General features: G+C 71.1%; 19 protein-coding genes. 10 read left to right on the forward strand and 9 right to left on the reverse strand.

Features of this window, described 5'->3' with window-relative positions:
• Window positions 1-14 precede the first annotated feature (14 nt).
• Entirely contained in the window at window positions 15-1,022 is a 1,008-nt protein-coding gene (locus Q5716_RS03725; protein WP_305001743.1) for an endonuclease/exonuclease/phosphatase family protein, read from the reverse strand.
• 59 nt (window positions 1,023-1,081) lie between these two features.
• On the opposite strand from Q5716_RS03725, the gene Q5716_RS03730 reads away from it, so the two are divergent.
• Entirely contained in the window at window positions 1,082-1,936 is an 855-nt protein-coding gene (locus Q5716_RS03730) for a PHP domain-containing protein (RefSeq protein WP_305001744.1), read from the forward strand.
• Here the strand turns inward: Q5716_RS03730 and Q5716_RS03735 are convergent.
• Window positions 1,933-2,367, reverse strand: a complete 435-nt coding sequence (locus Q5716_RS03735) for a DUF805 domain-containing protein (RefSeq protein ID WP_305001745.1) — start codon at window positions 2,365-2,367, stop codon at window positions 1,933-1,935. The genes Q5716_RS03730 and Q5716_RS03735 overlap by 4 nt on opposite strands.
• 32 nt (window positions 2,368-2,399) lie before the next feature.
• On the reverse strand, window positions 2,400-3,806 hold the full coding sequence (locus Q5716_RS03740) for a DEAD/DEAH box helicase (RefSeq protein WP_305001746.1): 1,407 nt from the start codon (window positions 3,804-3,806) through the stop codon (window positions 2,400-2,402).
• Between the two features lie 152 nt (window positions 3,807-3,958).
• On the opposite strand from Q5716_RS03740, the gene Q5716_RS03745 reads away from it, so the two are divergent.
• Window positions 3,959-4,675: a ferritin-like fold-containing protein gene (locus Q5716_RS03745; RefSeq protein ID WP_305001747.1), complete on the forward strand. Its 717-nt coding sequence runs from the start codon at window positions 3,959-3,961 to the stop codon at window positions 4,673-4,675.
• A gap of 12 nt (window positions 4,676-4,687) precedes the next feature.
• Here the strand turns inward: Q5716_RS03745 and Q5716_RS03750 are convergent, their stop codons facing one another.
• Together Q5716_RS03750 and Q5716_RS03755 are read right to left on the reverse strand one after the other, a co-directional pair.
• Window positions 4,688-4,984: a hypothetical protein gene (locus Q5716_RS03750; RefSeq protein WP_305001748.1), complete on the reverse strand. Its 297-nt coding sequence runs from the start codon at window positions 4,982-4,984 to the stop codon at window positions 4,688-4,690.
• Window position 4,985: 1 nt separating this feature from the next.
• Window positions 4,986-5,210 carry a DUF3107 domain-containing protein gene (locus tag Q5716_RS03755; RefSeq protein ID WP_305001749.1) on the reverse strand — a complete coding sequence of 75 codons (225 nt, stop codon included), beginning with the start codon at window positions 5,208-5,210 and terminating at the stop codon, window positions 4,986-4,988.
• A gap of 74 nt (window positions 5,211-5,284) precedes the next feature.
• On the opposite strand from Q5716_RS03755, the gene Q5716_RS03760 reads away from it, so the two are divergent.
• Genes Q5716_RS03760 through Q5716_RS03770 form a run of 3 tightly spaced genes read left to right on the forward strand, consistent with a single transcriptional unit; the run spans window position 5,285 to window position 12,315 of the window.
• Window positions 5,285-8,377, forward strand: coding sequence for an ATP-dependent DNA helicase (locus Q5716_RS03760; protein ID WP_305001750.1), 3,093 nt, complete (start codon window positions 5,285-5,287; stop codon window positions 8,375-8,377).
• Window positions 8,370-11,519: an ATP-dependent helicase gene (locus tag Q5716_RS03765; protein WP_305001751.1), complete on the forward strand. Its 3,150-nt coding sequence runs from the start codon at window positions 8,370-8,372 to the stop codon at window positions 11,517-11,519. The genes Q5716_RS03760 and Q5716_RS03765 overlap by 8 nt, the downstream gene beginning before the upstream one ends.
• Before the next feature lie 7 nt (window positions 11,520-11,526).
• The gene (locus Q5716_RS03770) at window positions 11,527-12,315 is read left to right on the forward strand and encodes a bestrophin-like domain (protein WP_305001752.1); all 789 of its coding nucleotides are present in this window, start codon (window positions 11,527-11,529) and stop codon (window positions 12,313-12,315) included.
• Here the strand turns inward: Q5716_RS03770 and Q5716_RS03775 are convergent.
• Window positions 12,312-13,178 carry a LysR substrate-binding domain-containing protein gene (locus Q5716_RS03775; RefSeq protein ID WP_305001753.1) on the reverse strand — a complete coding sequence of 289 codons (867 nt, stop codon included), beginning with the start codon at window positions 13,176-13,178 and terminating at the stop codon, window positions 12,312-12,314. The genes Q5716_RS03770 and Q5716_RS03775 overlap by 4 nt on opposite strands.
• A gap of 86 nt (window positions 13,179-13,264) precedes the next feature.
• Here Q5716_RS03775 and Q5716_RS03780 point away from each other — a divergent pair, with 86 nt between their 5' ends.
• Together Q5716_RS03780 and Q5716_RS03790 are read left to right on the forward strand one after the other, a co-directional pair.
• Window positions 13,265-14,596, forward strand: coding sequence for an MFS transporter (locus tag Q5716_RS03780; protein ID WP_305001754.1), 1,332 nt, complete (start codon window positions 13,265-13,267; stop codon window positions 14,594-14,596).
• A gap of 154 nt (window positions 14,597-14,750) precedes the next feature.
• Window positions 14,751-15,695 (forward strand): tetratricopeptide repeat protein, encoded by a 945-nt coding sequence (locus tag Q5716_RS03790; RefSeq protein WP_434056583.1) that lies wholly within the window; start codon window positions 14,751-14,753, stop codon window positions 15,693-15,695.
• A 14-nt stretch (window positions 15,696-15,709) separates the two neighbouring features.
• Here the strand turns inward: Q5716_RS03790 and Q5716_RS03795 are convergent, their stop codons facing one another.
• Entirely contained in the window at window positions 15,710-16,702 is a 993-nt protein-coding gene (locus tag Q5716_RS03795; protein ID WP_305001755.1) for a phosphotransferase, read from the reverse strand.
• Between the two features lie 68 nt (window positions 16,703-16,770).
• Here Q5716_RS03795 and nudC point away from each other — a divergent pair, with 68 nt between their 5' ends.
• Together nudC and Q5716_RS03805 are read left to right on the forward strand one after the other, a co-directional pair.
• Window positions 16,771-17,706 (forward strand): NAD(+) diphosphatase, encoded by a 936-nt coding sequence (gene nudC, locus Q5716_RS03800; protein ID WP_305001756.1) that lies wholly within the window; start codon window positions 16,771-16,773, stop codon window positions 17,704-17,706.
• Entirely contained in the window at window positions 17,670-19,364 is a 1,695-nt protein-coding gene (locus Q5716_RS03805) for an ATP-dependent helicase (protein ID WP_305001757.1), read from the forward strand. Before nudC ends, Q5716_RS03805 begins: the two co-directional genes overlap by 37 nt.
• Here Q5716_RS03805 and Q5716_RS03810 read toward each other — a convergent pair.
• Together Q5716_RS03810 and Q5716_RS03815 are read right to left on the reverse strand one after the other, a co-directional pair.
• Window positions 19,270-20,172, reverse strand: coding sequence for a hypothetical protein (locus tag Q5716_RS03810; protein WP_305001758.1), 903 nt, complete (start codon window positions 20,170-20,172; stop codon window positions 19,270-19,272). The genes Q5716_RS03805 and Q5716_RS03810 overlap by 95 nt on opposite strands.
• 59 nt (window positions 20,173-20,231) lie before the next feature.
• On the reverse strand, window positions 20,232-21,578 hold the full coding sequence (locus Q5716_RS03815; protein ID WP_305001759.1) for a zinc-dependent metalloprotease: 1,347 nt from the start codon (window positions 21,576-21,578) through the stop codon (window positions 20,232-20,234).
• A gap of 113 nt (window positions 21,579-21,691) precedes the next feature.
• On the opposite strand from Q5716_RS03815, the gene Q5716_RS03820 reads away from it, so the two are divergent.
• Complete coding sequence (locus tag Q5716_RS03820; protein ID WP_305001760.1) at window positions 21,692-22,807, forward strand: YlbL family protein; 1,116 nt, start codon at window positions 21,692-21,694, stop codon at window positions 22,805-22,807.
• Window positions 22,808-22,821 lie beyond the last annotated feature (14 nt).

A 22,821-nucleotide genomic window follows, 5' to 3' on the forward strand; every position in this document is an offset into this window, starting at 1 on the left:
GCCGCTTCCCGCCGCTAGTCCGCCGGAGACAGCTGGACGAGGATCGGCCGGTGGTCGCTGCCGGCCTTGTCGAGCGACTCGATAACTCGCATCCCGGTCACCGTCCAGTTGGGAGTCGCCATGACGTGATCGATGGGTGAGCCGAGGAGGGCGGGCAGCTGGGTCGGCCACGTGCCGACGGCCGCATTGTCGGTCGCGAGGGCGGCGTCCCGGCACGAACCGAGGTCGCCCCCGTCGACGCCGAGACCCGTGATGTGGTCGAGAGTCGCGTTGAAGTCACCGGCGAGGATGACGTTCTCTCCGTCGCACGCGTCGGCAACCCAGCGCAGGTCCTGCTGCCAGGTCGCCTCCATCGGAGGGAGCGGCGCCACGGTGTGTACGACGACGATCGTCGGCCCGCTGCCGTCGACGGGGGCGGCGACGAGCGTGGGCAGGACGGCAGTAGTCCGCGTCGCGGTGTCGACCGAGTACTCGCCGAGGTCGACCGAGACGAGCAGAGTTGTGGACCTCGCCTTCGACTCCTGGTCGTAGGCGAGAGTGTGCACCCACATCGGACGGTCGGCGGCCTGCATGAGCAGCGCGATGTCGATCCCGAGCTCGTTCGTGGTCTCCGGAAGGGCGATGATGTCGGCCTCGGACTCGAGCGCGAGCCGGGCGATCTCCTCCGCGCCGGGAGCGTCGCCGAGGGTGTTCCACGACAGCACGGTTACGTCGGAGTCGCCCTTGGTCGTGAACGCGAAGTCCCCGAAGCCGCGAACCGAGAGCACGGCCGCGTTCACGAGCGCGAAGGCGAGGGCGACCGCGGCGAGGGATGCCGCGAAGCGCCGCGCGGGGGCGGCGAGCAGCGCGAGGATGGTGAGGCCGACCGCAAGCACGAGTGCCACGGCGATACCGAGCCCGCGCAGCGCCACGATCTGGGCGACGCCGGGCATCCCGGCCAGTCCGAAGAGCTGCGGCCAGGCGAGCACGAGGGCGATGACGGCGCTGCCGACGATCACGATGGCGGCGAGGAGTCGAGTCATGGCGGGTCGAGCATAGACCACGGCCCTGATCGATCCCGCTCGCGCAATAGAGTGGCATGATGCCCGGCTCTCCCATCGACCTGCACGCGCACAGCTCCGTGTCGGATGGCACCGAGACGCCCAGCCAGCTCATCCGCGCCGCGGTCGCCGCGGGCCTCGGCACCATCGCCCTTACCGACCATGACTCGACCGCGGGGTGGCAGGAGGCGTTCGCCGCCGCCGAGGGCACGGGCCTGACCGTGATTCCGGGCATGGAGCTGTCGACGAACTACGGCCCGGCGAGCGTGCACATGCTCGCCTACCTCTTCGACCCGCTCGACGGCGCGATCATCGCCGAGACCGCGCGCATCCGCGACGGCCGGCTGCACCGGGCCGAGCGGATCGTCGAGCGCATCGCCGTCGACTACGACCTCACGTGGGACGACGTGCTCGCCGAGGCGACCGACGAATCGACGCTGGGGCGGCCCCACATCGCCGACGCACTCGTGCGCAAGGGGCACGTGCCCAACCGCAGTGCGGCGTTCGAGTCGATCCTGCACTGGCGCAGCGGCTACTACGAGAAGTACTACGCGCCGTCCCCGCTCGAGGGCGTCCGCATGATCGTCGCCGCCGGCGGGGTGCCCGTGCTCGCGCATCCCGCCACCCACGGTCGCTACCGGCCGATGTCGGACGACGTCATCGGCGAGCTCGCCGAGGAGGGGCTGTTCGGTCTCGAGCTCGACCACCGCGACAACACCGAGGAGGGCAAGCGCTCACTGCGCGGGGTCGCCGAGCGGTACGGACTCGAGATCACCGGGGCGAGCGACTACCACGGGGCGGGCAAGCCGAACCGCCTCGGCGAGAACACGACGAGCCCCGAGGTGCTCGAGAAGCTCATCGCCCGGGCGACGGGCACTCGGCCTTTCGCCGGCTAACGGTCGAAGCGCGCGCCCTGCGGGTTCGAGGGCAGCAGGTTGAGGATCAGCACGATGAGCCCGCCGAGGTACGGGATGAGGTGCAGCAGGTACATCCATCCCGAGAAGTTCGCGTCGTGCAGACGGCGCACCGTCAGCGCGATCTCCGGGATGATCGCGCCGAGGAGGACGACGCCCCACAGGACGAGCACGACGACGCCCGGGGCCGTGATCTGAACGGCGCCCGACGCCGTCGGGGTGCCCGTCGCCGCCATGACGATCGCGAAGACGATGCCGAAGGCGGCGTTGAGGAGCACGAAGAACAGCCAGGCCCACCAGAACTCGCTGCGGCTCGCGCGGCCCGAGAAGACGGCGTACTTGCTGAAGAAGCGCTGGACGGCCTGCCCGAACGTGGCGCCGTAGAGCGGCTGGGAGAGCGTGGAATCGGTCATAGGGGCAGTATGGCAGCCCCGGTGACGGATTGTCAGCTACTTGCGGGAGCGCTGCCCGTGCTGGGCCGGCGCGTCCGACGACGGCGACGGCGGGGTGTGGCTCCGTCGTGCGTGCCGCCGCCCTCGCCGCTGTCCTGGCGCGGGGCGCCGTCCTGCCGAGGTGCAGACGACTCACCCGAGCCGCTTGCGCGCGTGCGGGTGCGCTGCCGCTCGCGCGGCGGCCGGGACTGCTGTTCGCGCGTCGCGGGGGCGTGCGCGCCCGGGAGGCGGCCCTTCGTGCCCTCCGGGATGTCGAGGTCGGTATACAGGTGCGGGCTCGACGAGTAGGTTTCCACCGGCTCCGGCACGCCCATGTCGAGGGCGCGGTTGATGAGGGACCACTTGTGCAGGTCGTCCCAGTCGACGAACGTCACGGCGATGCCGGTCTTGCCCGCGCGCCCCGTCCGGCCCGCGCGGTGCAGGTAGGTGTCGTGGTCGTCGGGCACCGTGTGGTTGATGACGTGGGTGACGTCGTTGACGTCGATGCCGCGGGCCGCGACATCCGTCGCGATGAGGATGTCCTTCTTGCCCGCCTTGAACGCGGCCATCGCGCGCTCGCGCTGCTCCTGGTTGAGGTCGCCGTGCACGGCGGCCGCGTTGAAGCCGCGGTCGCCGAGCTCCTCGACGAGCTTCGCCGCGGCGCGCTTGGTGCGGGTGAAGATGACCGTCTTGCCCCGACCCTCCGCCTGAAGGATGCGGCCGATGACCTCGTCCTTGTCGAGGGCGTGGGCGCGATACACGACGTGTTTGATGTTCGCCTGCGTGAGGCCCTCGTCGGGGTCCGTCGCGCGGATGTGGATCGGTCGGTTCATGAACCGGCGCGCGAGGGCCACGATCGGACCGGGCATGGTCGCCGAGAAGAGCATGGTGTGGCGCGTCGGCGGAGTCTGCGCGAAGAGCTTCTCGATGTCGGCGAGGAAGCCGAGGTCGAGCATCTTGTCGGCCTCGTCGAGAACCATGACCTGCACGTCCTTGAGGCTCAGCAGGCGCTGGCTCGCGAGGTCGAGCAGTCGGCCCGGCGTGCCGACGACGACCTGGGCACCGGCCTTGAGCTCCTCGACCTGGCCCTCGTAGGCCTTGCCCCCGTAGATCGCCGCGATCTTGGTGGAACGGTTGGATGCCGCGAGCACGAGGTCCTCGGCGACCTGCACGCACAGCTCGCGCGTCGGGACGACGATGAGGGCCTTCACGCCGGGAGCGGGATCGGTGCCGAGTGCCTGCAGCACGGGGAGGCCGAAGCCGAGGGTCTTGCCCGTGCCGGTCTTGGCCTGGCCGATGATGTCCTGCTTGGCGAGGCCGAGGGGGATGGTCTGGGTCTGAATGGGGAAGGGCTCGGTGATGCCCTTGGTGGCGAGGGCATCGACGATGTCCTGTTCGATGCCGAGTTCTGCGAATGTCAAGTTGTGCACCCTGTCGGAATTGCGAGGAGATACACCCGTTTTTCCCAGGGCGTATGGCCCCCTCCAGAAACGGGGGGCATACCGACCAGTTTAGCCGGTCACGAGCCGCACCCCGGCGCAGGCACCGCGGGCCTGTCCTAAGCTTGGCTACCGTGGCTCACTGGTTCCGCCGTCGCGCGCGTCGCATTGAGGCGCCGCGCCTGCGCCCGCGGTCAGAGGACCTCGCCACCCCCCGGCTCGATCTGCACGAGTTCACGCCGCCCGTGGGGGAGTTCCTCGGTCGAGCGGCGTACGTGCAGCTGATGCTCTTCGAGAACCTGTCCCGGGCCGTCTCGACCGCTCCGACGACCGCGGCCAAGGCCGCCATCGGCCGCGCGGCCGAGATCTCGATCGCCAAGCACCGGGCCCTCGCCGACGAGATCACCCGGTCCGGCGGCACCGTCGCCGAGGCGATGGAGCCCTACACGGCCGCGGTCGACGAGTTCGAGCGCACCACTCGCGGCGCGGACTGGTTCGAGACGCTCCTGGGCTGCTACCTCACGTCGGGATTCCTCGAGGACTTCTTCGCCCGGCTCGCCGTCGGCCTTCCCGCGGGCGAGCGAGAGCGAGTCGCGGCCATCTTCGCGTCGGCGGACGAGGAGCCACTCCTCGCCGAGCAGCTGCGCCTCGCGATCGCGGACAACGCGCGCCTCGCCTCCCGGCTCGCCATGTGGGGCCGTCGCCTCGTCGGCGACACGATGCTCGTCGCGCGCTCGGCCCTCGGCCTCGATCACGGCGGCAGCAGCGCCGAACACAGGGCCGAGCCGGTGTTCACCGAGCTCATCGCCGCCCACACGCGGCGCATGGATGCGCTCGGCCTCACCGCCTGAGCGAGAGTCGCGTCAGGCCTTCGCGCCCGCGAGCCGCGCGAAGAGGGACTCGTCTGACTGGAGCCGACGTCGGGGCAGCACGACCGCCGTCAGAACGGCCGCGATCACCGCCGCGCCCAGGCTGGCAACCCAGATCCAGGTGCCGTCGAAGGTCCATCCGACCCAGACGAGAGCGACCCACACGATCGCCGTCGCTGCAGCGGACACGGCCGGGAGCAAGAGCACTCCGTAGGTGTCGCGACGCGGCAGCAGGTACCGCAGGGCGAGCCCGATCCCGGCGCCGATGACGGTCACGAACAGGAGCTCCATGTCAGGCCACGAAACCGATCCGGCGGGACTCCTCGGAGCCGACCTCGACATAGGAGAGCGACGCGGTGGGCACGAGGTAGATCTTGCCCTTGTCGTCGGTGAGCTTCACGAACTTCGCGTCGGAGTCGAGCGCCTTCGCGACAAGCGACTCGACCTCCGCCGCAGTCTGCGACGACTCGAAGCTGATCTCACGGGGGCTGTTGGCGATGCCGATACGAATGTCCACGGACACAGGCTACGACACTTCGCGATCGGCCCGCGGCGCCGTTCTCTGTCAGCGCACGGCACTACGTTGGGCGTGTGACGATCACCGGCTTCCGTGCGCCCGCAGCGCCCGCCTCGGGCGCTGCTCCGGTGGCTCTGGATGCCTCGCAGAGGGCGGTGCTCGATCTCCCGGCCGAGGCATCCGCCGCCGTGCTCGGCGCTCCCGGCACGGGTAAGACGACGACGCTCATCGAGCTCGTCGCCGACCGAGTGCTCGGCGCGGGCTGGGGGCCGGATGCCGTGCTCGCGCTCACGACGAGCCGGGCATCCGCGACCCGGCTGCGCGACGCGATCGCCTTGCGTCTCGTCACTCCGACCACCGGCCCCATGGCGCGCAGCGTCAACTCGCTCGCCTTCGAGATCGTGCGCGACGCCGCCCGGTCGGCGGGGGAGCCGCTGCCCCGGCTCGTGAGCGGGGGCGAGCAGGATGCCGAGCTCGCCGCCCTCCTCGAGGGCCACCTCGCCGAAGGCGGCGGCCCCGAGTGGCCCGAGTCGCTCGGACCCGAGGTGCGGCGGCTGCGCCGGTTCCGCACCGAGCTGCGCGAGCTCATGACCCGCGCGACGGAGCACGACGTGACGCCCGAGCAGCTTCGTCGCCTCGCGGGCGAGCACGGGCATCCGGAGTGGCGGGCCGCTGCCGACCTCATCGAGGAGTACGCCCAGGTGCTCTCGTACTCCACCGAAATCCGGCTCGACCAGGCAGAACTCGTGCGTTTCGCGGTCGCCGCGATCGCCCGCGGTGACGTCGGCGAGCGGGTCGCCTCGCTTCGCCTCGTGGTGATCGACGACCTCCAAGAGGCCACCGAGACCACCCTGTCGTTGCTCGCGGCGCTCGCAGCGCGCGGCATCGCGGTCGTCGCGTTCGGCGACCCGGATGTCGCGGCGAACGCCTTTCGCGGCGGCGAGCCCGACTCCCTCGGCCGTCTCTCGAGCGTGCTCGGCGTTCCGGCGGAGACGATCGTGCTGTCGTCCAGCCATCGTCAGGGCCCCGCGCTGCGGGCGTTCACCGCGTCGGTCACCGAGCGCATCGGCGCTGCGGCGGCCGGTCGCCAGCGCCTCGCGGCCGCCGCTGGCGAGGATGCCCCGCTCCCACTGTCCCGCATCGAGGCCCCCAGCCCCGCCCGCGAGTGGGCCACGGCAGCCCGAGTGCTGCGCGAGGAGCACTTGCGCCGCGGCATCCCCTACCGGCAGATGGCGGTCGTCGTGCGCAGCGGAGCGCAAGTGCCCGCGGTCGTGCGCGCACTCGCGCTCGCGGAGGTCCCCACCCGCACGACCGTGGGCGGCACCCCGCTGCGCGACGACCTCGCCGCGCGCGCTCTGCTGCGGGTCGTGCAGGTGGGCATCGGCCATGTCGACCTCACCCCCGAGCTCGCGACGGAGCTGCTTCTCGGCCCCTTCGGCGGTCTCGATCGGCTCGCCCTGCGCCGGCTGAGGATCGCCCTCCGTGCTGAGGAGGTAGCGGGTGGCGGGCGGCGCCCCGCCGACGAGCTCCTCGTCGAGGCGCTCGAGGAGCCGGGTCGGCTCGCGACGATCGACCACCGCGTGGCGCGCTCCGCCGAGCGACTCGCGGGCACGCTCGCGCAACTGCGCTCGAGCGACGGATCGATCGAGGAGCTGCTCTGGCTCGCGTGGGAGCGCAGCGGGCTCGCGCGCTCCTGGTACGACCAGGCGCTCTCCGGCGGCATCGCGGCGGCCGAGGCCAACCGCAACCTCGACGGCATCGTGGCCCTCTTCACGTCCGCCAAGCGCTTCGCCGAGCTCCGGCCGGGGGACGCCCCTCGCCTCTACCTCGACGAGATCCTCGGCGCGGAGGTGCCCGAGGACACGCTCTCGCCGCAGCCCTACGACGACGCCGTGCTCGTGACGACCCCGTCGGCGACGGTGGGACTGGAGTTCGACACCGTGATCGTCGGCGGGCTCCAGGACGGCGTGTGGCCCAACCTGCGGCTGCGCGGGTCGCTCCTCGCTCCCCAGGAGCTCGTCCGGGCCGTGACGGGGGTCGAGTCGAGCGCGGTGGACGAACGGCGACAGGTGCTCGGCGACGAGCTGCGCATGTTCGCGCTCGCCGTCTCGCGAGCGCGGCACCGCGTGGTGCTCGCCGCGGTGGCCAACGACGACGAGGCGGCGAGCGTGCTGCTCGGTCTCGCCGCCGATGCTCCCCTCATCGACGTCACCGCCTCGCCGCTGAGCCTCCGCGCCCAGGTGGGCCGGCTGCGCCGGCGGCTCGCGCGGATGCCCGGGGATGCCGCGGCCGCGAGCACCCTCGCCGCGCTCGCCGTCGAGGGCGTGCCGGGAGCCGACCCGGATGACTGGCTCGGACTCCTCGACATCTCCACCACCGGTCCTCTCTTCGAGGGCGAGCAGGTGCCGATCTCGCCGTCGGCCATCGAGACCCTGCTCGCGAGCCCCCTCGACTGGTTCCTCGACCGGATCGCGGGGTCGGAGTCGGGAGTCATCGCGGGGGTCGGCACGATCATCCACTGGGCCATGGAGACGTCGGAGGACATCACGGTCGACGCCCTCTGGGAGGCGGTCGAGAAGCGCTGGGGGGAGCTGCTGTTCGAGGCGCCCTGGCTCGCCGACCGACAGCGCGTCATCGCCCGCGGCTTCACCGAGGCGCTCGCGGAGTACCTCGCCGACTTCCGGCGCGACGGCAAGACGCTCGTCGGGGCGGAGAGCCGCTTCCGGCTGGAGGTCGGTAGAGCGGTGCTCTCCGGCTCGATCGACCGGGTGGAGCGTACCGCCGACGGCAAGGTGGTCATCGTCGACCTCAAGACCGGCACTCCCGAGACGAGCGCGGCGGCGATCGCCGAGCATCCGCAACTCGGGGCGTACCAGCTGGCGTACGCGTCGGGGATCCTCGATGAGGCGCTGGCTCCCCACGGCGAGCACATCGCGGGCGGGGCGAAGCTGCTGTACGTCAAGCAGGGCGTCAAGGGAAAGCTCTACCGCGAAGGGGTGCAGGCGGCGTTCGGCCCCGAGCAACTCGAGGCCTTCCGGGAGCGAGTGGACGCCGCGGCGGCACTCATCGCCGCCGCCGAGTTCGTCGGCCCCCTCGAGCTCGACACGTACCGGTCCGACTCGTCGCGGTTGCGCCTGCACCGCGTCCGGGAGGTGTCGAGTGACTGAGCACCGCTACAGCGCGGACGACATCGCCGACGCGCTCGGGCGCCCGCGCCCGACGCCGCAGCAGCGCGCCGTCATCGAGTCGCCGCTCGGGCCGGCCCTCGTCGTCGCGGGAGCGGGGTCGGGCAAGACCGAGACGATGGCCGGCCGCGTGCTCTGGCTGCTGGCGAACGAATTGGTCCGCCCCAGCGAGATCCTCGGTCTGACGTTCACCCGAAAAGCGGCCGGGGAGCTCGCGCACCGCATCCGCGAGCGCATCGCCGACCTCTCGAGGGCGGGGATGCTCGCCGACGCCTACGACCCGTTCGAGGCCCCCACGGTCGCGACCTACAACTCCTACGCCAACGCGCTCTACCGCGACAACGCGGTCGTCCTCGGCCGGGAGTCGGACGGCGCGGTCCTCGGCGAGGCGGCCGCGTGGCAGCTCGCCCGCTCGACAGTCCTCCGCAGTGCCGACCCGCGCCTCGCGCCGCTCGGCAAGAACCTCGACCCCATCACTCGCGCGGTGCTGTCCGTCGCCCGCGGGCTAGCCGAGAACGTCGCCGACCCGGAAGCGGTCCGGGCGTTCGCGAAGCGGGTCGCGGGGGTGGCCGACCTCCCGTCCGGTGGGCGCGGGGAGTACGTCGAAGTGCTGCGCCTCGCCGAGAACGTCGGGGCACTCGATGTGCTCGTCGACCTCGCGGCGGAGTTCGAGTCGGCGAAGGCCGCTCGCGGACTCGTGGAGTACTCCGACCAGGTCGCCCTCGCCCTGCGCATCGTGCGCCTTCGGCCGTCCGTCGCCGAGACCGAGCGGGATCGCTACCGGGTCGTCCTCCTCGACGAGTACCAGGACACGTCGGTCGTGCAGACCCAGCTGCTCGCGGAGCTGTACGCCGGGCATCCGGTCATGGCGGTCGGCGATCCGAACCAGTCGATCTACGGCTGGCGCGGCGCGAGCGCATCGAACCTCGACGACTTCGCTCGCGCCTTCGGCGCCCAGGGCTCGAGGTACGCGCTCTCGACGAGCTGGCGCAACGGCACCGTCATCCTGGAGGCGGCCAACGCGGTCGTCGCGCCGTTCGCGCACGGGCGGGTCGCGGTCGAGCGGCTCGAGGCGAGCCCGCGTGCCAGCTCGATGCCGGTGGACGTGGCCTTCCCCGAGTCGGTCGTCGACGAGGCCGAGTCGGTCGCGGCCTGGCTCGAGCCGAAGCTGAAGTCCGCGACACCGCCGTCGGCGGCGATTCTGTTTCGTACCCGCAAGTCGCAGGGGTTCTTCCTCGAGGCGCTGCGCAAGCGGGACATCCCGTTCCACGTCCTCGGGCTCGGCGGGCTCCTCGCCGAGCCGGAGATCGCCGACCTCGTGTCGGCCCTCACCGTCGTGCACGATCCCTCTGCCGGTCTCGAGCTGCTGCGACTGCTGGCCGGCGCGCGCTGGCGCATAGGGGTGCAGGACCTCTACGCGCTCAGTCGGCTCGCGTCGTGGCTGCGCGACCGCGACTACGCGCAGCAGCGCTACGACGAGGAGCTCGCGAAGGCGCTCAAGTCGTCCGTCGCCGCGGGGGAGGGCGGCTCGATCGTCGACGCGCTCGACTTCCTCGGAACGGCGAAGCCCGGCCACCTCGCCCTCGAGGCGTTCAGCCCGGAGGGGCTGGAACGGTTGCGGGATGCCGCGCGCCTGCTCTCGCGGCTCCGCTCCCGCGCCGGACTCGACCTGCCCGAGTTCGTCGCCGTCGTGCTGCAGGAGCTGCGCCTGGATATCGAGATCGCCGCGAACGAGTACCGGCCGCTCGGATCGGCCACGATCGACGCCTTCTTCGATGCTGTCGGCAACTACGTCGCCCTCGAGGAGGTCGCGACGCTCGGGGGATTCCTCTCGTGGTTGCGGGAGGCGGAGCAGCGCGAGGACCTGTCCCCCCGCCCCGAGGATCCGGAGCCGGGCACGGTGCAGGTGCTCACGATCCACGGCTCCAAGGGGCTCGAGTGGGACGTGGTCGTCGTGCCCCGCCTCGTCGAAGACGAACTCCCCGGTCGGCCCGCGGAGGGCGGATACCAGGGCTGGCTCTCGTTCGGGCAGCTGCCCTGGCCGTTCCGCGGTGATGCTGCTGAGCTCCCCGAGTTCGAATGGGAGGCCGCGACGACGCGCGTCGAGGTGCGCGACGCGCTCACCGACTTCAAGGCACGGGTCAAGGAGCATCTCCTCCAGGAGGAACGCCGACTCGCCTATGTGGCTGTCACGCGGGCGCGCCACGGTCTTCTGCTCAGCGGCTCCTTCTGGGCGACGCAGTCGCGGTCGAGAACGCCGAGCACCTACCTGCGCGAGCTCGTGGCGGCGGGCATCATCGGTCCGATTCCCCTCGAGACGTCACTCGAGGAGAACCCGCTCGGCGACAACCTCGAGCGGCTCCTGTGGCCGCGCGACCCGCTCGGTTCTCGTCGGCCGGCGGTCGAGGCAGCGGCCGCGGCGGTTCGCGCCGCCGAGCCTGCGGTCGCCGGTCCGTGGGCGGAGGACATCGAGCTGCTCCTCGCGGAGCGTCGCGAACGGCTCGCGGGGGATTCCCGAGTGGAGCTGCCGACGCGTGTGCCGGCATCCCGGTTCAAAGACTTCGTCGACGACCCGGCCTCGGTCGCCTCGTCCCTGCGGCGACCCATGCCGGAGCGTCCCTACCGCGCGACGCAGCTCGGCACCCTCTTCCACTCCTGGGTGGAGAACCGGTACGGCGTCGGCGGCGACGCGGCGGAGCTGGATGCCGCGCTCACCGAGCTCGACGGATCGGACCTCGTCGACGTCGACCTCGACCGATTGCGGTCGATCTTCGAGTCGAGCCCGTGGGCCTCGCGGCGCCCGGTCGAGGTGGAGCGCGAGATCCACCTGCCGTTCGACGGCCGCATCGTCATCTGCAAGATCGACGCCGTGTACGAGCTCGAGGGAGGTCGATTCGAGATCGTCGACTGGAAGACGGGCAAGGCGCCGAAGGACGACGCCGACCTCGAGTCGAAGCAGCTGCAGCTCGCCCTCTACCGCCTCGCGTTCGCGCGGTGGAAGGGCATCGACGAGTCGCGCGTCGAGGCGGCGTTCTACTTCGTGAGCGACGACCGCGTCATCCGGCCCGACCACGTCGACTCCGAGGCCGAGCTTCTCGCACGGTGGAGGCGCGCGCTGCTATAAGTAGCGGGTGGACCTCGCCGCGATCGTGCCCCTCTGGGTGACCATGCCGAGCTTCGTGCTGCTGTTCCTCGGAGTCTCGTGGGGCATCCTCCTCCTCGTCCGCCCGTGGGTGCGTCGGGCGGCAGCCAACCACGAGGAGTGGGACCGGGTGCTCGGGTACGCCATGTCGTCCTACGGCCTCTTCTACGGCATCCTGCTCGCCCTGATCGCGGTGTCGGTGTATGAGAACTTCGAGCGGGTCGACGTCGTCGTCCTCGACGAGGTCTCGTCCCTGGGTGCGCTCTACCGGGGTATGTCCGGCTACCCCGAGAGCCTCGCGATGGAGCTGCAGGGTCACGTGCGCGACTACACGCTGAGTGTCATCGCGGAGGACTGGCCGCTGCAGCAGCAGGGCATCATCCCGTCCGAGGGCAACACGCGGGTCGATCACATCCAGGCCCTACTGCTCTCGTTCGAGCCGACCACGATCGGTCAGCAGACACTGCACAACCAGATCTTGAGCGAGTTCTTCGACTTCTTGGAGGCTCGGCGTGCGCGCCTCGACGAGACCGATCTCGCGCTGCCTCCCGTGATGTGGGTCGTGGTCGGCATCGGCGCGGTCATCAACGCGACGATGCTCGCCCTCGTCGAGGCGCGCAACCTGCGGGTCCACCTCATCATGTCGGGCATCATCGCCGTGTTCGTCGCGCTGCTCATCTTCGTCACCGCGAGCATGGACCACCCGTACTCGGGCTACGTCAATATCTCGCCCGAGGCGTTCCAGAACCTCGTCGACCAGTTGATGGTGCAGCGCTAGTTCTGCTGGAACGGTCGCGACATGATCGCGGACGCGAGCGCCTCGACGGGCTCGCGTGCCGCACCCGGCCTCGAGACGAGCGTGAAGTCGACGTCGCCGAGCTGAGGCATCGCGAGTGCGGCGGGCACCTGGGCGAGGTCCGGCGGGATGAGCGACTGCGGGTAAGGCGCGATGCCGATGCCGGCGCGCACCGCGGCGAGCACGCCGTTGACCTCCTTGACCGTGCACGTGATGCGCCACGTGCGCCCCGCCTCCTCGAGGCTGCGGATCGCGGATGACCGGCTCAGGCTCGGCGCCTGGTAGACGATGAGGGGCAGCGGCAGATCCGGCTCGAGAACGACGCTGCGGTGCGCCATCCACACGAGCCGCTCCCGGCGGACGAGCTGGCCGGCCGGCTCGCCGGGCCCGAGCGAGACGGGGTCCTGGTTGATGAACACGAGGTCGAGCTGCCCCGCCTGCAGGCGCCGAAGCAGCACGGGGCTCTGGCTCACGGTCAGTTCGAGGGTGATCTGCGGGTGCAGCTGGCGGAAGTCGCGCAGGATGCCGGGTACCTGGGTCAGCGCGAGGTTGTCCGCCGAGCCGAACCGCAGCCGACCGCGCATCGCGGTGCCGGTGAAGTAGCTCGCCGCCTGGTCCTGAGCGGCGAGGATGCTGCGGGCGAAGCCGAGCATGGCCTCGCCGTTGTCGGTGAGCGAGACCGTCCGGGTGTCGCGCAGAACGAGGATGCGCCCTGCGGACTGCTCGAGCTTGCGCACGTGCTGGCTGACGGTCGGCTGGCTGAGCCCGAGTCGCGCCGCCGCACCGGTGAAGCTCAGCGTCTCGGCGACGGCCACGAAGGTCCGCAGGAGCACCGGGTCGAGCATCCTCACCGCCTCTCATTGCGGAACGTTATGGGACTTATAGCCACCATAAGCCAACGGTATGACGGGTGCGAGGCTACCGTGGAACGGTGGCGATAACCCCCGACGCGAACCCGGCGACGATGCCGATCGCGGTGGCCATGCAGCGCCCGGCGTGGAAGGACACCTTCAGTGCGCTGCGGATGCACAACTACCGCCTGTACGTGGTGGCCCAGTTCCTCTCCAACACCGCCGGGTGGATGCAGCGCATCGCGACCGACTGGCTCGTCCTCGAGCTCACCGGCTCGGTCGCCCTGGTCGGCCTGACGATTGCGATTCAGTTCGTCCCCACCCTCCTGCTCGGCGCGTGGGCGGGCGTCATCGCCGACCGCTTCCCGAAACGCGCGGTGCTCCTGCTCACCCAGGGCCTCGTCGGAGCTCTCAGTCTCGTGCTCGCCGTGCTGGCGATCACGGGCGCGGCGACGCTCGTCTCGGTGTACGCGCTCGTGCTCGGCATCGGCCTCGTGCAGGTCTTCGACGGTCCCGCGAGGTCGGTGTTCGTCAACGAGATGGTGGGTCCGCGACACCTCCGCAACGCCATCAGCGTCAACGCGTCGATCTTCCACCTCGGGGCGCTGCTCGGGCCGGCCCTCAGCGGAGCCCTCATCGTCGTCGTGGGGTCCGGGTGGGCGATCGCCATCAACGTCGGCGCGGCGGCGATCGGGATCGGCCTGCTCCTCGCCATGCGTCGAGACGAGTTGCTCGTCGGCCCGCGCGCCCCGAGCACGAAGGGCCAGATCCGGGAGGCGGGCCGGTACATCCTCGGCAAACCGGCGCTGTTCTGGACGATGGTCATCGTCGGGGTCGTCGCGGTCTTCGGCGTGCCGATGCCCACCCTCCTCGCGGGAATCGCCGACACCGTCTACGACACCGGCGCACAGGGCTACGGGCTCTACAACACCTTGACCGCGGTCGGCGCGCTCACCGGTGCGCTCGTCTCGGCACGGCGATCCAGCCTCCGGTTGCGCACGATCGTGCTCGGCGTGCTGCTCTACGGCGTGCTCCTCGCGCTCGCGGGGCTCGCGCCGTTCTATCCCATGTTCCTCGTCGTGCTCGTCACCGTGGGCTTCTCGCGCCTGCTCGTCATGACCGCTGCGGAGACGATGGTGCAGTTCTCGTCGAATCTCGCCATTCGCGGCCGGGTCATGTCGTTCTGGGTGATCGTCCTCGTTGGCGGGCAGGCGATCGGCGGCCCGCTCGTCGGCTGGATCGCCGAGACCATCGGGCCGAAGAACGCGATGATCGTGTGCGGGGCGATCCCCGCCCTCGCGGCGATCGCCATCTCGCTCGTGCTCGCCCGCAGCGGCCGCCTCACCGTCGCGGTGCGGCCGCGGCGCGGCAACTGGGTCGCGATCGTGCCGCGTGCCGCGTCGGGGCGGTAGGCCGACGCGATAGATTGCGGGTCATCGCAATTCTCGCCGGGGATGCCTCCTCCGGTGCTGGAGGAGGTGGTGACCCGTTTCCGATCCGCTCGACGCTCCGCGCGCCCTCGTCGAGGCGCATCGGTTCGAGCCCGCCGCGGCCCTGCTTCGCGCCGTGCTCCGCGAGCACCCCGACGACGACGAGGCGCTCTTCCTCCTGGCCGTCTGCGCCGTGAATTCCGGCAATCCGTGGGGTGCTGTCACTCTCACCGCTCGGCTCCTCGAGCGTCACCCGTTGAGTGCACCGATCCACCGGGTGCGCGCCGACGCGCTGGCGCGCCTGGGCTATGCCGACGAGAGCGTCGCCGCGGCGCGAACGGCCCTGCACCTCGACCCGGCCGACATCGACGCCCAGCGCCAGCTGATCTACTCGATGATCTACGCCGACGTGAGCGATAGGGCGCTCATCCGGGCCACGAACAGGCTCCTCGAACTCGCGCCCGAAGACCCGGCCTCGCACGTGGCTCGCGGCGACGCCTTCGTCGCCATGCGCCGCACGCGGGGGGCCGAAGCGGCGTTCCGACGAGCGCTCGAGCTCGATCCGAACGACTCGTCGGCCCTGAGGGGCCTCGCCGCAGCCCAGCAGAGGCGGGGCATGTTCGGCGATTCGGTGTCCGTCCTCGCGACCGATCTTGCTGTGCGTCCCGCCGACGACCGCACTCTCACCCTCCTCCGGCAGGCGCTCGTGGCCGCCGTCCTGCGCTGGGAGGTGTCCCTCTGGGCGACCTGGCTGCTGCTCATGATCGCCGCCCCGACCGTGCCCGATGCAGCGCGATTCGGTGCCCAGCTGGCCGTGGTCGCCGCGTCGATCGGTTTCGCCGTGTGGTTCTGGCGTCGATTCGGCCGCTCGTCGAGACGCGGACTTCGTCCCGCGCTGCGTCAGGCCCGCAGCCGCGACCGCTTCCTCGTCGTCATCGCGGCGGCGGCAGCGGTCGGCTGGGTGTGCTGCGCGGCGGTGCCCTTCGTCCCCGCCGAGGCACGCGACATCCTGCTGACCAAGGCGGGGTGGACGTTCTTCGGCACGGCGCTCCTCACGGGCGTGCGCTGGACACTCAAATAGAGCGAGCCGAAAGACTAGACCGCGCGGCGCTGGCGGTCGAGCATCGCCTCGACCTCGTCGACGGCCATGGTCGGCATGGTCTGCGCCCCGATCGGGTTCATGACGTCGTCGCGGATGGAGTCGACGAGCCCGGTCAGCAGCTCGACTGCGTCATCCACGATCTCCGTCGAGCGCACCTCGGTGCCGTGCAGCAGCCACTTGGCGAGCTCGAGCTCCGAGTAGAGCCGGGCGCGCTGCAGCAGCTGTCGATCGCCCGCGCCGCGAACCTGCTCATAGCTGGCGAACACCGCCTCGACCACGGGCTCGGAGCGAGTCCCGAGGATCCACTGCAGGTCGCGAGCGGGGTCGGCGACCCGAAGATCCTGCCAGGCGAGGATGCCCGAGACCTCGCCCTCGGCGACGAGCACCGAATCAGCGCTCAAGCCGCCGTGCGAGACCACCGGCTGGAACTGCCACAGCTTGCTGTCTTCCAGCGCGCGCTCCCATCGCCCCACGAGGGCGGCGGGCAGCAGTCCGGTCGCGGCGGCCCGATCGGCGACGGTCATGCACGAGCGCTGGGACTCGGAGGCAGTGAGGGTCGGGAGCCCGGCATCCGTGACGAAGCTCGTCGGCAGCGAGTGGATGGCCGCGATCGCCGCGCCGATCGAGGTGGCGAGGCGCGAGTCGTAGGAGCGCAGCGGAACGGGCGAGCCGTACACGTACTCGTAGACCACGCCGCGGGTGCCGTCGACGGGCACCTGGCCGGCGAACGTGGACACCGCGAAGGGCAGTCGCGTCCGAACTCCGGTGCTGAGCGCACGCAGCGCCACGAGGTCGGCGGACTGCTCAGCCTCGGCCTGAGCGGTGCGCGGCACGCGGATGAGCCAGTGGTGGCCGTCGCGGCCGGTGATGAGGGCGGAGTCGAAGTCTCCGCCGCGGCCCGAGCCGAATGACGCCGCAGCGACGGCGTCGAGGCCGGGGACGGCCGAGGTCGCGAGCGCGGCTAGAGTGAGATGGGATCTCGCCATGCCCCCCAGGGTAGGCGGCGGAGCTCCCGTATTCGCCGTACGCCACGCACTTCATACGGGGTCGTCAGATGTCGCAATCCTTCCTCTCGAGGCTTCCGCTGTCGCGGTTCGAGATCGATCGCGACCACCTCGGGCGCGAGAGCGACGGCCTGTGGGATCGGCTCTGGGCCGACCCGGGCACGCGCATCCTGCCCGTGTTCCAGGGCTCGGCGCTGCTCGCCGCCCCCGATCGGCTCGCCCTGCTGCCTGTGGATGCCCTGCCCCCCGGCGACACCCTCACGCGCGTGTACCTCGGTCGCACCACGACGGCGACCGACGCCGAGCCGGCAGGCACCGCGGTCGTCGCCGTCGAGCTCGAGGACGCGCGGCACCTCGCGGAGGCGGAGTGGGGCAACCTGCGACAGGTAGGGGCACGGCTGAGCGACCGGGATGCAGGGCTCCTGACGGAGGCGCTGGGCATCCTGAACTGGCACGACTCGCACCGCTTCTCGCCGCGCACGGGTGAGCCGACCGTCGCCGAAAAGGGCGGCTGGGTACGCCGCGACACGGTGTCGGGCCTCGAGATCTTCCCCCGCACCGACCCGGCGATCATCGTCGGCGTGACGGACGCCGATGACCGGATCCTGCTCGGCTCGAACGCGCTCTGGGAGTCGAACCGCTACAGCCTTCTCGCCGGCTTCGTCGAGCCGGGGGAATCGCTCGAGGCCGCCGTGCAGCGCGAGGTGTTCGAGGAATCGGGGGTGATCGTCGGCGATCCGGTCTACCTCGGCAGCCAGCCGTGGCCGTTCCCCGCGTCGCTCATGCTCGGCTTCACCGCGACCGTCGCCGCGGACTTCGCGGGCGCGGCCCAGCCGGACGGCACAGAGATCCTCGACCTGCGCTGGTTCAGCCGCGACGAGCTCGCTGCCTCCCTCGACGAGATCGTGCTCCCCGGCCCGACGTCGATCGCGCGGGCGATCATCGAGGAATGGTTCGGCTCGAGCATCCGCGACGGGCAGCGGTGAGCACCGCCGCCCTGCTCGACGGACTCGACGATCAGCAGCGGCTCGCGGCGGAGTCGTTGCTCGGCCCGGTCTGCCTGCTCGCCGGAGCGGGCACCGGCAAGACCCGCGCGATCACGCACCGCATCGCCTACGGTGTCGCCTCGGGCGTGTATCCGCCGAATCGCGTGATGGCGCTGACGTTCACGGCGCGCGCGGCGAGCGAGCTCCGGGGCCGGCTCCGCGCACTCGGCACCGAGACGGTCGCCGCCCGCACCTTTCACGCCGCCGCCCTCTCGCAGCTGAACTTCTTCTGGCCGCAGGTCATCGGCGGCACGATGCCGAAGATCCTCGACAGCAAGGCGCGACTGCTCGCGCACGCGGCCGACGGGCTGCGACTGCGCCTCGACACTGCCACCTTGCGCGACGCGGCGGCGGAGATCGAGTGGCGCAAGACCTCGCGCCTCACGATCGACCAGTACGCGGCTCGGGATCGACCCCTCCCGCCGAGTCTTGACCGCGATCGCATGGTCGCCCTCCAGGACGCCTACGAGCGGCTCAAGGACGAGCGCCGCCAGATCGACTTCGAGGACGTGCTGCTCGCAGCGGCCGGCATGATCGAGGCGGAGCCGCGCGTCGCCCAGCAGGTGCGCGAGCAGTACCGCTTCTTCGTCGTCGACGAGTACCAGGATGTCTCGCCGCTCCAGCACGACCTGCTGCGGCTGTGGCTCGGCGAGCGCACCGACGTGTGCGTCGTCGGCGACGTGAGCCAGACGATCTACACGTTCGCGGGGGCGAGCCCCGACTACCTTCTCGGCTTTCCCGGCGAGTTCGATGAGGCCGTCGTGCTGCGGCTCGAGCAGAACTACCGCTCGAGCGCCGCGATCGTCGCGACGGCGAACCGCCTCATGCGGGGTCGGCCGGGTGCTCTCGAGCTCGTCTCCGCCCTGGGCGCCGACGGCCCCGCCCCGGAGACGACGAGGCACGCGGATGACGCGGCGGAGGCGGCATCCGTCGCCCGGGCGATCCGCGCCGAGATCGCCGCCGGTGCCGCACCCGAGTCGATCGCCGTGCTCTACCGCATCAACGTGCAGGCGCAGGCGATCGAGTCGGCTCTCGCGGCGGCCGGAGTTCCGTACGCGGTGCGCGGCGCCACGCGGTTCTTCGACCAGCGCGAGGTCAAGGAGGCGCTCATGCTCCTGCGCGGGGCGAGTGTCGCGGCGGCGCCGGGTTCCCTGACGCGAGCGGTCGGCGACGTGCTGAGCTCCATCGGGTGGTCGGCGACCGCACCCGAAGCCGCAGGCGCCGTCCGAGATCGGTGGGAGTCGCTCAACGCGATCATGGGTCTCGCCGAGGCCGCCCCGGCAGGCACGACGCTGCGGCAGTTCGTCGATGAGCTGTTCGAGCGCCAGGCCGCCCAGCATGAGCCCGCGATCTCGGCGGTCACTCTCGCCACGATCCACTCCGCGAAGGGGCTGGAGTGGGACTCGGTGCACCTCGTCGGGCTGTCCGAGGGTCTGCTGCCCATCAGTTACGCCCGCGACGATCGGGCAGTGGAGGAGGAGCGGCGGCTGCTCTACGTGGGCGTCACGCGAGCGCGGCGCCGTCTCTCGCTCTCGTGGGCAGCGGGCGGACCGGGGCGGTCGACCCGCTCGCCGAGCCGCTTCCTCGCGGAGCTGTAGCGGGCACCGCCTCGAGGGACACGAGGTCGCCGATGCCCCGGCATCCGCACTCCGGGTGGGGATGCCACAGCCGGTCGGCGCGTTCCCCGTCGGCCGTGAGCCGAACAGAGCGCGGGGCGATGGGCCCCGAGTCCAGGCGCGCCTGCACGAGCCGCACGACGGCGGTGGCCGCGTCCGCGACGAGCACCGGATGCTCGGCGCCCGCCGACCGTCCCAGCAGCTGACTGGCGATCGCCGGCCACGCGACGTCGCCGTCGCGCCGGTGCAGCTCGAGGCACAGCAGGCACGGGCCGTCCCCGGGTTCGACGACGGGTCCGATGTGCACCGCTGAGTCGGTAGAGACGACGGGGAGGTGCACGGTGTCGCGTCGGAGCCAGAACGAGTGGAGCCGCGGATCGAGCACCCAGCGGCCGACGGCGATCGCCAGGTCGGGGCCGGTGTCGCGGAGAGCGTCGGGAGTGGGGGCCGCCTCGACGTCGTAGCGGAGGGCGCGCAGCATCCCGGTCACCGCGTCGGCGAGAGCTCCGGAGCCGGTGATCGCAAGGCGCCCGGAGGGTGCCGTCGGCTCGGCGGCAGCGGGGGAGAGCACGGGGGAGAGGCGCTCGAGGAGCGCGTCGATGAGGTCGGACCGGCCGTCCGCGAGCGCCTCGAGGCCGAATCGCGGCACCCCCACGGCGAGCGCTGCGACGAGTCGCTCTTCCAGGGCGGAGAGCCCGCCGAGGACTGCGCGGGGCGGGTCGATGCCGATCTGGAGGGTAGCGGGATCGCGCCAGACGAGAGGCCACCGGGGGTCGAGCTTGAGGATCATCCCGACAGTGTGAGCACCCGTCTCGGGGGCGCGTGGCCGACCCTCCACAGGTGTGGTCGCTACTCGGTGGGGCGGTCGCCGCTCTCGTCGCCGAGCAGGTCTTCGAGCGCTCGGTCGAACTCGTCGGGCTCGGGCGCTCCGGCCGAGATCCGCTCGATGAGCGCGGTCGGGTCGTCGATGTCGGTCGCGGCGGGCACGAGATCCGGGTGAGACCACAGCTCGTCGCGCTTCTCGGCCCCCACCGCGTCGGTGACCGCCTGCCACATCGCTGCCGCCTCGCGGAGGCGGCGCGGTCGCAGCTCGAGGCCGACGAGCGTCGCGAACGCGGACTCGGCGGGTCCGCCGGAGGCGCGGCGGCGGCGCACCGTCTCCGCGATCGCGGCGCTCGAGGGGATTCGCGTCGTCGCGGCCGCCGTGACGACATCCACCCAGCCTTCGATGAGGGCGAGCATCGTCTCGAGGCGCTCGAGGGCGGCAAGCTGCTCGTCGCTCTTCGGGGGGATGAGGGCTCCGCTCGTCATCGCCTCGCGCAGCTCCTCGGGGTTGTTCGGGTCGAAGTCGGCGGCGAGCTCCTCGAGTCGCGAGGTGTCGATGCGGATGCCGTGGGCGAACTCGGTGATGGAGGTGAGCAGTTGGAGGCGCAGCCACTTGGCGTGGCGGAACAGTCTCGCGTGCGCGAGCTCGCGCACGGCGAGGTACAGCTGCACCTGGTCGACGGGGATGTCGAGGCCGCTGCCGAAGGCGAGGACGTTCTGAGGTACGAGTGCCGCCTCGGCGTTGTCGAGAAGGGGGATGCCGATGTCGCCGCCCGAGACGACCTCGCTCGAGAGCTGGCCGACGACCTGGCCGAGCTGCATCGCGAACAGGGTGCCGCCGACGTTGCGCATGATCTGGCTGGCACCCTGGATCATGTCGTCCATCTCGTCGGGCGCGTTCTGACGCAGCACATCGGTGAGCGAGTTGGCGATCGAGGTCGCCACCGGCTCGGCGAGCTGGGTCCACACCGGCATCGTGGCCGTGACCCACTCGCTGCGGCTCATGAGCCTCGGCTCGCTCGCGAGCGCGGAGATGTCGGTGACCTCGTCGAGCCAGAGGGATGCGACGTGCAGGGCCTGCTCGAGCTGCGAGCGCTCCGCGGGGAGGGAGACGACGCTCGAGCGACTCGCGAGTCCCTTGGCCTGTTCGAGTGCGAGGCCCCAGTTGACGCCGTCGCCGCTCGACTGGAGGGCGTTCTGCAGCTGGCTGATGAGCTGGGCGACGAGCTCGGGATCGTTCGGCAGCCCTGCGGCGCCGGCGAGGCGGCGGGGATCGATCTCTCCGTTGCCGGCGAGGAAGTCGCGCAGCATGTCCCGGAACTCGTCTTCGGGTCGGGGCTCGCTGTCGTCGTCCCGCGGATTCTCAGGCATGAAAACTACGCTAGCCGCTGCCGCCACGAGCGAGGCCGGTTTTCGCCTAGGCTGGGCCAACGCGCAGTGCGCCCGTGGCGAACACTCCATCTCCCGAACTCCGAAGGACCCCGGTGGCCCTCTTCACCGATACCGAGCCCGACCCCGTGCGGCCCCGACGGGGCGGCGGCTGGATCGGCTGGATCCTGCTCGCGGCCGCCCTCATCGGAGTGACCGTCGTGGCGCTTCTCCCGGCTCCGTACGTCATCGAGCAGCCGGGACCCGTGTTCGACGTCCTCGGCGACGTGCAGGTCGACGGCGAGGCCGTCCCGATGATCCAGATCCCCATGGAGGAGACCTTCCCCACCGAGGGTTCCCTCGACATGCTGACGGTCAACATCCGCGGCAACCCCGACAATCTGCCGACGTGGCTCGATATCGCGACCGCCTACTTCGACCCGAGCCGTGCCATCCTGCCCGTCGACACCGTCTACCCGCCGGGCACGACGGTGGAGACCTCCAACGAGCAGAGCCGTATCGACATGGAGAACTCGCAGAAGGAGGCCATCGCTGCGGCGATGACGAACCTCGGCTACGAGGTGCCGAGCACGCTGTCCGTGATCGAGACGACGCCGGGCGGGCCCGCCCAGGACGTGCTCCTGCCTGACGACGTCATCGTGTCCGTCAACGGCGAGGTGCCCGCGGACGTCACCGCCCTGCGCGCTCTCATCGCCGACAACGGAACGGATGGTCCGGCCGAGGTCGTCGTCGACCGTGCAGGCGAGGAGCAGACCTTCGAGATCACGCCCACGCTCAGCGAGGGCGACAACCCGGCACCCATCATCGGGATCATCGTCGGGAGCGACTACGACTTCCCGTTCTCCGTGAAGATCCAGCTCGAGAACGTCGGCGGGCCGAGTGCGGGCATGATGTTCGCCCTCGGCATCATCGACAAACTCACGGAGGGGCCGCTCAACGGCGGGGAAGTGGTCGCCGGTACCGGCACGATCTCGTCCACGGGCGAGGTCGGGCCCATCGGTGGCATCGTCCAGAAGATGTGGGGCGCCGTGCGAGAGGGGCACGCCGACTGGTTCCTCGCGCCCGCGGCCAACTGCACCGAGGTGGTCGGCAACATCCCGCCCGGTCTCACCGTCTTCGCGGTGGAGGACCTGGATGACGCCCTCACGGCGCTCGCCGCCATCCGCTCGGATGGCGACACGACCGGCCTGCCCACCTGCACCGCGGACTGACGGCGCTGCGGCAG

Origin of the sequence: Antiquaquibacter soli (genome assembly GCF_030580675.1) — a bacterium.
Taxonomy (GTDB): domain Bacteria; phylum Actinomycetota; class Actinomycetes; order Actinomycetales; family Microbacteriaceae; genus Rhodoglobus; species Rhodoglobus soli.